The organism is Blautia intestinalis, assembly GCF_014297355.1.
Taxonomy (GTDB): domain Bacteria; phylum Bacillota; class Clostridia; order Lachnospirales; family Lachnospiraceae; genus Blautia_A; species Blautia_A intestinalis.
In genome coordinates, this window is sequence record NZ_JACOQE010000005.1 from 192,034 (window position 1) to 201,056 (window position 9,023).

Genomic DNA, 9,023 nt, shown 5'->3' on the forward strand with positions numbered 1-9,023 from the left:
TCTTTTTGACTTCATGTTCATTATTGATCTTGTTGTCAATTGATAATTCAAGTATAATAAACTCTATACGAGAAATTCACGTCTTGCATGAGGACTTAAGTATTAATAATCCTCATGTTTAGTGATATAAGGGGAGGAAATTCTCATGGGTAAACAATCCACCAGGGAAAACAAAACAATTTACCAGCTTTGCCGAGAAGCGGCAGGACTTACAAGAGCAGAGGCCAGTGAAAAAATGGATGCTGTCTCTGATTCAAAAATTGAAAAATTTGAATATGAAACACAAGAACCTACACCTTATGATATCCTCCAGATGGCAGATGCCTATAAAAGACCAGATCTTTGCAATTATTATTGTTCTCACAAATGTGAAATCGGTCATCGTTATGTTCCAGAAGTTGAAATGACAGATCTGTCAAATATCATTTTGGAGACAATTGCCAGTTTAAATGAAATCAATCCCCTTACCGGTCGTCTGATCCAGATTGCCCGTGACGGTAAGATCAGCGATGATGAAATGAAAGACTTTGCTTATATCAGTAAAAAACTTGATGAAATTTCTTTAGCCATAGACTCTTTGAATCTTTGGGTAGATAAAACAGCCGGAGAACAGGGGCTTAATCTTGAACTCTTAAACGCCGAAAAAGAAAAATTAAAATAATCCATATCCATTATGAACGTGATGTCACCAATGCTATAATGCCACCGATGATCAATAATGGAAATGCAATGTACATCAGTCCACCTACAACCATACCAATCAATATCACCGGGAAGAAAATAACTGTGCAAAGTAGTTTCATAATTCCCCAGGATGCTCTTAACCCAAATATAAAAAATTTTCCAACAAACCAAATCATACAAATTGTAAATAATAACGATAACATTTTTTTACTCCTTCTGAAACTCATTTTGATATGTGTCTTTTATTTTTTCTGTTCTTTTTCTGATAAATATTCAGATGTGTTCTTTATACCAATCTTATTACTGAATGCCGGATTTTTCTCCATCTTTTCTATTATCCGGATTAATCGAATTCTCTGTGCCGCTTCCATCTGATCACCCCATTTATATTCTGCTTTTTTGTTGATATTGTCACTATAACAAATTTATTTTTCATAATACACATCCACCATGAGGAATTGCATCTTTATATTTCTCGAATTTTGAGAATTCTGTCTTTATATTTCTCTGCACGAATTGTTTTCTATCTATGCTAAATCCAGCAATACATTTGGAAAGTAAGCGTAAAACACATTCTCTCGTAACTAACAAACGCCGGTATAGGATTATAAAAATCCTGTATCGGCATTTTTAATTGCTTTATTGATTGTGATCATTTTATCTTTAACTGCTCAAAATGATAACGCGGTTTTCCTATGCTCTTTTTGCCATACTCTATTGCTTCTGTGGGGCAATAACAAATACATGCCATACAGTGAGTACATTGATTCCCCCATATCGGCTTTCCGTTTTCAAGTGCAATGTTATTCTTTGGGCAGTTTTTAACACATTGACCGCATCCGATACAAGTATCATCTGTCTGAAATGCAGTAGCTTTCACGAAAAACTGATAAAAAATCGGATTTACCGGACCACTCATAAAACGGTCATAGAGATTGTTTCGTGGTACAGGGAAAGGTTGTTCTGTCTTAATACAGGCAATGGTATCCTCAATAGTAGGCTCAGCATTTTTTACAATTTTTCTTGCTTCCTCTGTCTGGGGTGCATCGAACATGGCAATATAGTTTTCCGGCATAAGAATTTGAGATGTACCCATATAACATAAGTGCTTTTGCTCAGCAAGACTGCGATTATATTTTGACGCATTGCCAATTTCACTACCGCAGTTCATAACAAACCAAATACGTTTTGCAGAAAGCAATTTCGTTTTGGAAAGCCAATCCGACACAATTCGGGGAATACGCCACGCATAAGTCGGAGTTACAACGACTACATTCTCACCTGTTTTTATTGGCGAATAATCTACTGCCTTGATTTTCGCATTCACATCTACAATCTCGTCCTGCAATTCAGCTGCAATTTTTTTCGCTATATAACGACTGTTGCCGGTTCCTGAAAAGCACAAAATCATGATAAAATCACCTCCACGACTTTCGATTTTCTTAATTCTACAAACTTGAATTGAGATTTCATATATTCCAAGGGATTTAATAACTGTTATATTTTATTATCAAATATCTCTCAATCCCTTGAAAACACAAAGTTTATCGCAGGTGAGCTTTCCCTTATTGTTTCCCTTGCGTTATATCGTCCCACCAGTGTTTACGAACTCTGATAAGGGCAAAAACAAGGGCAAGAAAATTATATAAAACAGTATAACACAAAATAAAAGTGACATTGTGAACTGATTGAAATGCTTCTGATTTTTGCAACAAATGATTGATTTAACGATAAGGAGATTTGATACGATGAGAACAATATTTGCAGAATACAATCCCAAGCGCAACAGTATTGATGTTTACACCTCTGTTGGCTATATGCTCCGCATTGACTGTTGGGAAGCTGAAAAGAACTTAAAAACCACACCAGGATCAGACTGTGCATTAAACGCACTCGCCATTGATGAACCTCTTGAATATGCCAAATTATATCTTGATGGAAATTTGCAGATGTGGGTAGATGCGGGAGACTCATTAGATATTTTTTGATTTTTAAACAAATACAACAGTTTAAATCGCTATTAACCACAATATTTCCGGAAAATTCATCATAGGCGCGTGAAAATGTGTCTGCTCTGCGACGGCTTTTTTTCTTTTGCCGTCGCGCTGCAGATAACCTATTCGTTCTATTTTGAACTTCTTTTATGCTACCTGATGTCTGCAATAGGAATGAATCGCCAAGAATGTAAACACAAATAATTCAATTCCTGCCGAAATCAAAATAACATGCGGTGTCCAGAAACTCATTCCACCGATATTCAGATAATTGAAATCTGCAAGCTGAGAAAGGAAATTGTTCTGCATACCAATTCCGGCAGATGGAAGTATGGTAGAGAGCCATGTTGCTCCCATCGCTACATAAGCAAAAAGCGGCATGAGAAGAACTACAATAGAGATCAGCAAAACTGTCAATGTGTCTTTACATTTTGCAGACAGGAACAACGTACAGCTAACCGTTGCTAATACAGAAAGTAAGCCCGCTGCTGCGAGAATTATCTGCAACTGCCCCAGATTGATGTTTGGCAGATTATATCTTGCTCGTCATCTATAATCAATATCTTTTCAGACATATTTTCAACTCCTTTGCTCATATTTCCAATTAAGTATAGCAAATACAACATCTAAATTCACAATGGATTGCCTGAGAAATTATTAAGATTTTCCTAACTTTCGAATTTAGGCAACTCAAAATGCTAACGTAATTTACATATCAGTTTTTTATGTGTCATACATATTCTCCAATATACTTCCATATAATGCACAGATTGACTTCACAATTGCATGCCATGAAATATCAGCAGCATAAGAATAATTTTTTTGATATGTTTTCCATAAGGTCTCCATAACCGGACTTGATTCAATTTCATCAAATATTTCTCTTATATCCTCAGCTTCTATCAGGTCTAATGTTCCCCTTTTTTTGGCTGTAGCCACAAGTGCAGTCCATAAAACTTGTTTTTGGAATTGTTCTCCATACAACTTTTGTAAAATATAAATATCATAAAAATCTCTCATTCGTGTATTTGTAACGTTTCGACTAACAACAGTTTCCAATTTTTCAGCCAATACCGTTTCCAGATTATATGCCCATACCTCAATAGTGCGGTCTTCAAGCATAAGATTAAATTTGTACTTGATTTCTCTTGGTGTAATTACATCCCCCTGTAGAAATATCAATCTTTAATGGTGTGATTACACCATCAAATTTCGTTTCCATGCTTACACGAACACCAGGATAATCTGCTTCTTCCATGATTTCCGATATCCGTTTGACCCGAAATGAAACACCATCGTCCAGTGGAATTGATATAATTTGGGATATAATCATTTCTACATCCTCCACACTAACATTAGTGCCTTTTATGGTAGCATCCAGATCCATAGTAGCTCTGGCATCCAGACCAACCATTGCCGCCACAAGCATTCCACCTTTTAATATAAACTGGTTTTTATACTCTGATAAAGAAATTCGTTCTAAAAAACGTTCCATCATATAATTCCGCATCAAAATCTGTGCATCTGCGGATTTTTTCTTTGACATATTACGAATTAAATCCTTTAATTGTCTTGCCGTTGTTATCATCTAAAGTAACACTTCCAAATATGGTCTAAGTATGTTTTCAACATGAAACATAGCTGCGTATTTCATAAGCATCCGTAAGTTTTTATCCTTACGTTTTGCATATTGTTTCAATGCGTCTTCTGATAATTCGCTCTCTAATTGCTGCAATCGTTCTTCCTTCTCCTGAAAGCACATCAGCTTCTCGTCCTTTTCCTGTATTTCCTGAAGCATCTCTGCCATGATATTCTGCTGTTCCTCTATCTGTGTAATCATTGCTTCCATCATGGGAATTACTTCTTTGCTTTCTTCTAATGTCATTCAACCACTCCTTCCATATTGACAATGCACCGGATACCTTACCAAAGGTTGTGATTACCTTTTGCAGTAGTGCATTTTGTTTTTTAATCATCTGGTTTTCCTCTACCTTCCATGAACCATTCCATATCTGTCCGGTGAGATATTTTTCCTCAATCTTTCTTGCATCCGCACCCTCATGAATCGTAGGGATTTTTAATTTGCCCTGTCTTTCATAAGAGCGGTGGTCAATCTGATTGTCTATGGATAAATGCCGGTTACACATCCCAGCCCATTCGCTTCGCCATAACTCACAATTCTTTGGATTATTCCAGCCGGTAGCATCGGTCAGAACCCGTTTCCATTGTTTTCGGTTTCTTGCCCCGACTTTCTGTACTCCGTTTTCATCAAGTACCGGAATGCGGATTCCATGCCGGTCAGGATTTTTCTTATCCTGCCACCAGTCCGGGTGGGATTCATCAACCACGATATTTCCGTCAGTATCTCTGACAAAATCCCAGTCCTTGACTTCTTTGCTGCCCCATGAATGATCCAGATTGAATGGTCGCATGGTTACAAGTAAATGCACATGTGGGTTTCCATCGCCCTTATCGTGTATGCTCCAGTCGACACACATTCCCTTATCCACGAAAGTCTTTTGAATATATTCGGTTGTATAATCAATCTGTTCCTGTCTGCTCCATTCTTTCGGCAGGGAAAATTCAAATGAGCGTCCAAGCTGTGCATCTGCATTTTTTTCTATCTTCAATACCTCATTCCATAGACGCTGTTTCTGAAATGTGATTTTAAACTTTTCCAGTGCGGCATCTTTATCATCCGCTCTTTTATAACGGATAGACTGTTGAAACCTTTTTATATTTTCTTCCGGTACATGCAGCCATTCAGGAGGTGCATTTTCGCACATCATCAGACTGGTGTAGACGACTTCCTTTTTGGAAGTATAGTAACTGATTCTGCCTGTTTCCTCATTCTTCATCACATCTCCATTAAGATATGCCGATGCGGATATGACAGATTTTCCTTTACTGCGCCCGACAATCTTTACTGTAAAGTGAAATATCGCCATGATACGATTCCCCCTTTCTGCCGTATCCGGCATTGATTTCCGACAGCATCTTCTTCTGGTTTGGCAGAAGTGAAGCTGTCGGAACGCCCTCTGCGCAAGAGTGCCCCCTGCGGCATGAGCAGGTCTGGCTGAAAGCCCCGCCGACGGAACGAGCCCGGCAAGCGTAAGCGCAGACCGGTTGCCACTTGTGGCAAACTTATAAGGACGACCTCTGGTTGTCCATAAGTGCGCCCTTCATTCAAAGGCAATGAAGGGAATGGAAAAACCACTCCCTCCGCCATTACACTTCCTCCATATCTGTAAGTGGCTCTTTCTGCATCGCCTTTGAGAAAAACTTTCCGTTTGTTTCCTGCCTTTTTAAGAAGCCTATCAACTTTGGTAAATCTTCCTCCTCAATCGGACAGCCAAGAACCGATTCCACTGCGCCACCAATCTGACAGAGCCTGTGGGTTCGTTTTTTACTTTCCTCTGCTTTCTTTCGCTTTTCCAGTTCCTTCCGCTGTGCAATGAGCTTTTTTGTAGCTTCAATGCTTTCCTGTTCCTTTTTCTCTAATGCACGTATTCTTTCTTCATAAGTCTTTGTTGATTTCGCCATATCGTCTTCATCCTTTCTTTTTCCGATAAACAACAGTTCCCGGTTGCATATCAGGAGAAGCACATGGTATAATCCTCTTGCGTGTTGGTATATCATGGCTTCGGTCTGATAGAACCTTTGGCGGTTTCTTAGGAAGCCGCCTTTTTAAGTTGCCACATTTCTTGTAACAGCTTTTACATTTCCTTTATCCCTCAGATCACGCCCCTCGTTGGCTTCCATGAACTTTTCCAGAATGTCAGTTTTAATAAGGACTTTTCTTCCGACCTTTAATACCGGAAGCTTCTTCCATTCAACCAGCTTTCTCAAAGTGTTTCTGCCAATTCCTGTATAGTCGGCTGCTTCCTCGATGGATAATGCAATCTTTCTTTCCGTCATCTTGTCACCTCCTTATAAATTGCATTATGCAATTTTTGTTGTGCTGTTAGTATAGCGGTTTTATATTGTGTTGTCAAGCGTTATGAAATTTTAAAAATAATTATTATATTGCATATTGCAATTATGTGAGGTACATGCTATAATTCATACATACCGAAAAAGGAGGCAATCAGCATGAAAGATAAAGAACTACGCAAGCTGATAGGTAGCAGGGCAAAACAGCGTCGTCTGGAATTAAATCTGACACAGCCTTATGTTGCAGAGAAGATGGGAGTTACCGCTTCCACAATCCTGCGTTATGAGAATGGTTCGATTGACAATACCAAAAAGATGGTGCTGGAAGGTCTTTCGGAAGCACTTCATGTATCTATTGAATGGCTCAAGGGGGAAACCGATGAATACGAAACCGATATTACGGATAAGAAAGAATTACAGATTCGTGATGCAATGGGCGATATTCTCAAACAGTTACCTCTCGACCTTAGTAAAAAGGAAGATGCTTTTTCCAAAGATTTACTGCTGTTGATGTTAAAGCAATATAACCTGTTTCTGGAATCATTCCAGTTTGCCTGCAAGAATTACAAGGGCAACACGAATGAAGCGGATATTGCAAAGGCAATGGGATTTGAATCGAATGATGAATATAACGAGATTATGTTTCTCCGGGAGATCACCCATACCGTTAATGCCTTTAATGATATGGCAGATATTGTAAGGCTCTATTCCAAGAAACCGGAAATAGCAGAACAAAGGCTTGAAAATCTTTTATCAGAAGTTTTGTATGAGGATTCCGATTCGGTATAGAACGACAACCGGAGTTATGATATACTTACACGCAAGAAGCATTTCATCAGTTCCGATTGTCTGATATCGAAAGGAGACACACGATTATGGCAAAAGGATCTGTAAGAAAAAAAGGAAAGAAATGGTACTACCGCTTCTATGTAGAAGATGCAAGCGGCAATCTGGTTCAGAAAGAATACGCTGGAACAGAAAGCAAAAGTGAAACGGAAAAACTGCTCCGTCAGGCAATGGACGATTACGAAAGCAAGAAATTCATTGCAAAGTCGGAAAATATTACAGTTGGAGAATTACTTGATATATGGGCAGAGGAAGAATTAAAGACCGGTACTCTCAGTAATGGGACAGTCCAGAATTACCTTGGTGCTATTACCAACATCAAGAAGCATCCAATTTCAGAGAGAAAGTTGAAAAATGTAACATCTGAGCATTTACAAGCCTTCTTCGATCTGCTTTCCTTTGGTGGCACTTATCCAGATGGTTCAGAAAGAAAAGGTTACAGCAAAGATTACATTCGTTCTTTCTCGGCAGTATTACAGCAGTCATTCCGGTTTGCAGTATCACCAAAGCAATATATCACTTTCAATCCGATGCAGTATATTAAGCTGAAATACCAGACGGATGAGGTTGACCTGTTTTCTGATGATGACATGGATGGCGATATACAGCCAATTCCACGAGAGGATTATGAAAGACTGATTGAATTTCTACAGGATTACAATCCACCGGCAATACTTCCAATCCAGATAGCTTATTATGCAGGACTTCGTATCGGTGAAGCCTGTGGTCTGGCATGGCAGGATGTAAATCTTGAAGAACAGTGCCTTACGATCAGACGCAGTATCCGATATGATGGTTCAAGGCACAAGAATATCATCGGACCAACCAAACGAAAAAAGGTAAGGATTGTTGATTTTGGAGATACACTGGCAGAGATTCTTCGCAATGCCCGAAAGGAACAACTTAAAAACCGAATGCAGTACGGAGAACTTTACCACAAAAACTACTACAGAGAAGTAAAAGACAAAAACAGAGTTTACTATGAGTTCTATCATCTGGACGGAACAGAGAATGTTCCAGAAGATTATAAGGAAATATCCTTTGTCTGCTTAAGACCGGATGGAAGTTTGGAACTGCCAAGCACGTTAGGAATTGTTTGCAGGAAGATTGCTCAGAAACTGGATGGATTTGAAGGATTTCATTTTCACCAGTTGCGACACACCTACACAAGCAACCTTCTGGCAAATGGAGCAGCTCCGAAAGATGTACAGGAACTGTTAGGACACTCAGATGTCAGTACCACAATGAATGTCTACGCCCATTCCACAAGAAAAGCCAAGCGGGAATCCGCAAAGTTACTTGATAAAGTGGCAGGCAACGACTAAATAAAACTTTCCCTTACGATTATCTCATAAGGGCAAAAATAAGGGAAAATACATATCATTTCACTAATGAATGGGCTGAAAAGCCTGTAAAATAGGGAAAGTTAGAAAGATATTTCGGCAAACTGTTAAGGAAACAATCGGAGTTGGTGTAAACGAAAAAGCAGCCTTGAGTTCTGATAAAAACTGCCCTTTCGTTTACATCAATTTCGATTTTACCTTGGTGAACAAAGTCGCGTCCCTT

11 protein-coding genes and 3 pseudogenes are annotated in these 9,023 nt (G+C 38.9%); 4 read left to right on the forward strand and 10 right to left on the reverse strand.

The genetic code is table 11. The annotated features are described in order from the left end of the window. The first annotated feature begins 145 nt into the window (after positions 1 to 145). Positions 146 to 661 (forward strand): helix-turn-helix domain-containing protein, encoded by a 516-nt coding sequence (locus H8Z79_RS10520; protein ID WP_118039889.1) that lies wholly within the window; start codon positions 146 to 148, stop codon positions 659 to 661. A 10-nt stretch (positions 662 to 671) separates the two neighbouring features. On the opposite strand, the gene H8Z79_RS17610 is transcribed toward H8Z79_RS10520, so the two are convergent. Together H8Z79_RS17610 and H8Z79_RS10530 are read right to left on the reverse strand one after the other, a co-directional pair. Then, entirely contained in the window at positions 672 to 803 is a 132-nt protein-coding gene (locus tag H8Z79_RS17610) for a hypothetical protein (RefSeq protein ID WP_263970807.1), read from the reverse strand. Between the two features lie 533 nt (positions 804 to 1,336). After that, positions 1,337 to 2,095, reverse strand: coding sequence for an EFR1 family ferrodoxin (locus H8Z79_RS10530; RefSeq protein WP_118039887.1), 759 nt, complete (start codon positions 2,093 to 2,095; stop codon positions 1,337 to 1,339). Positions 2,096 to 2,432: 337 nt separating this feature from the next. Here H8Z79_RS10530 and H8Z79_RS10535 point away from each other — a divergent pair, with 337 nt between their 5' ends. Further along, a complete protein-coding gene (locus H8Z79_RS10535; protein WP_187002834.1) occupies positions 2,433 to 2,672 on the forward strand; it encodes a DUF6061 family protein in 240 nt (79 codons plus the stop codon). A 153-nt stretch (positions 2,673 to 2,825) separates the two neighbouring features. On the opposite strand, the gene H8Z79_RS10540 is transcribed toward H8Z79_RS10535, so the two are convergent. From H8Z79_RS10540 to H8Z79_RS10565, 7 genes and pseudogenes are all read right to left on the reverse strand, one after another. Then, positions 2,826 to 3,185 carry a hypothetical protein gene (locus H8Z79_RS10540; protein WP_082413912.1) on the reverse strand — a complete coding sequence of 120 codons (360 nt, stop codon included), beginning with the start codon at positions 3,183 to 3,185 and terminating at the stop codon, positions 2,826 to 2,828. Positions 3,186 to 3,401: 216 nt separating this feature from the next. Next, a pseudogene (locus tag H8Z79_RS10545) lies at positions 3,402 to 4,266 on the reverse strand (nucleotidyl transferase AbiEii/AbiGii toxin family protein). After that, positions 4,267 to 4,386: pseudogene (locus tag H8Z79_RS16920) on the reverse strand (type IV toxin-antitoxin system AbiEi family antitoxin domain-containing protein); the annotation flags it as partial. Then, positions 4,385 to 5,626, reverse strand: a pseudogene (locus H8Z79_RS10550) (MobA/MobL family protein); the annotation flags it as partial. The pseudogenes H8Z79_RS16920 and H8Z79_RS10550, both read right to left, overlap by 2 nt. Then, positions 5,602 to 5,907, reverse strand: coding sequence for a hypothetical protein (locus H8Z79_RS10555; RefSeq protein ID WP_005345966.1), 306 nt, complete (start codon positions 5,905 to 5,907; stop codon positions 5,602 to 5,604). The pseudogene H8Z79_RS10550 and the gene H8Z79_RS10555, both read right to left, overlap by 25 nt. After that, positions 5,907 to 6,221 (reverse strand): hypothetical protein, encoded by a 315-nt coding sequence (locus tag H8Z79_RS10560; RefSeq protein ID WP_014080633.1) that lies wholly within the window; start codon positions 6,219 to 6,221, stop codon positions 5,907 to 5,909. Before H8Z79_RS10560 ends, H8Z79_RS10555 begins: the two co-directional genes overlap by 1 nt. Before the next feature lie 144 nt (positions 6,222 to 6,365). Beyond that, entirely contained in the window at positions 6,366 to 6,596 is a 231-nt protein-coding gene (locus H8Z79_RS10565; protein ID WP_003505382.1) for a helix-turn-helix domain-containing protein, read from the reverse strand. A 174-nt stretch (positions 6,597 to 6,770) separates the two neighbouring features. On the opposite strand from H8Z79_RS10565, the gene H8Z79_RS10570 reads away from it, so the two are divergent. Together H8Z79_RS10570 and H8Z79_RS10575 are read left to right on the forward strand one after the other, a co-directional pair. Continuing rightward, on the forward strand, positions 6,771 to 7,400 hold the full coding sequence (locus H8Z79_RS10570) for a helix-turn-helix domain-containing protein (RefSeq protein WP_187002835.1): 630 nt from the start codon (positions 6,771 to 6,773) through the stop codon (positions 7,398 to 7,400). A gap of 86 nt (positions 7,401 to 7,486) precedes the next feature. Next, positions 7,487 to 8,782, forward strand: coding sequence for a tyrosine-type recombinase/integrase (locus tag H8Z79_RS10575; protein ID WP_015530038.1), 1,296 nt, complete (start codon positions 7,487 to 7,489; stop codon positions 8,780 to 8,782). Positions 8,783 to 8,837: 55 nt separating this feature from the next. On the opposite strand, the gene H8Z79_RS16745 is transcribed toward H8Z79_RS10575, so the two are convergent. After that, on the reverse strand, positions 8,838 to 9,023 hold a 186-nt coding region (locus H8Z79_RS16745), incomplete at its 5' end, for a hypothetical protein (RefSeq protein ID WP_207726358.1).

What these genes read in the sequence shown, in the direction of transcription:
- H8Z79_RS17610 (WP_263970807.1), bottom strand. Translation starts at nt 803, where the DNA reads ATGAAACTACTTTGCACAGTTATTTTCTTCCCGGTGATATTGATTGGT.
- H8Z79_RS10530 (WP_118039887.1), bottom strand. Translation starts at nt 2,095, where the DNA reads ATGATTTTGTGCTTTTCAGGAACCGGCAACAGTCGTTATATAGCGAAA.
- H8Z79_RS10520 (WP_118039889.1), top strand. Translation starts at nt 146, where the DNA reads ATGGGTAAACAATCCACCAGGGAAAACAAAACAATTTACCAGCTTTGC.
- H8Z79_RS10535 (WP_187002834.1), top strand. Translation starts at nt 2,433, where the DNA reads ATGAGAACAATATTTGCAGAATACAATCCCAAGCGCAACAGTATTGAT.
- H8Z79_RS10570 (WP_187002835.1), top strand. Translation starts at nt 6,771, where the DNA reads ATGAAAGATAAAGAACTACGCAAGCTGATAGGTAGCAGGGCAAAACAG.
- H8Z79_RS10565 (WP_003505382.1), bottom strand. Translation starts at nt 6,596, where the DNA reads ATGACGGAAAGAAAGATTGCATTATCCATCGAGGAAGCAGCCGACTAT.
- H8Z79_RS10560 (WP_014080633.1), bottom strand. Translation starts at nt 6,221, where the DNA reads ATGGCGAAATCAACAAAGACTTATGAAGAAAGAATACGTGCATTAGAG.
- H8Z79_RS10575 (WP_015530038.1), top strand. Translation starts at nt 7,487, where the DNA reads ATGGCAAAAGGATCTGTAAGAAAAAAAGGAAAGAAATGGTACTACCGC.
- H8Z79_RS10555 (WP_005345966.1), bottom strand. Translation starts at nt 5,907, where the DNA reads ATGGCGGAGGGAGTGGTTTTTCCATTCCCTTCATTGCCTTTGAATGAA.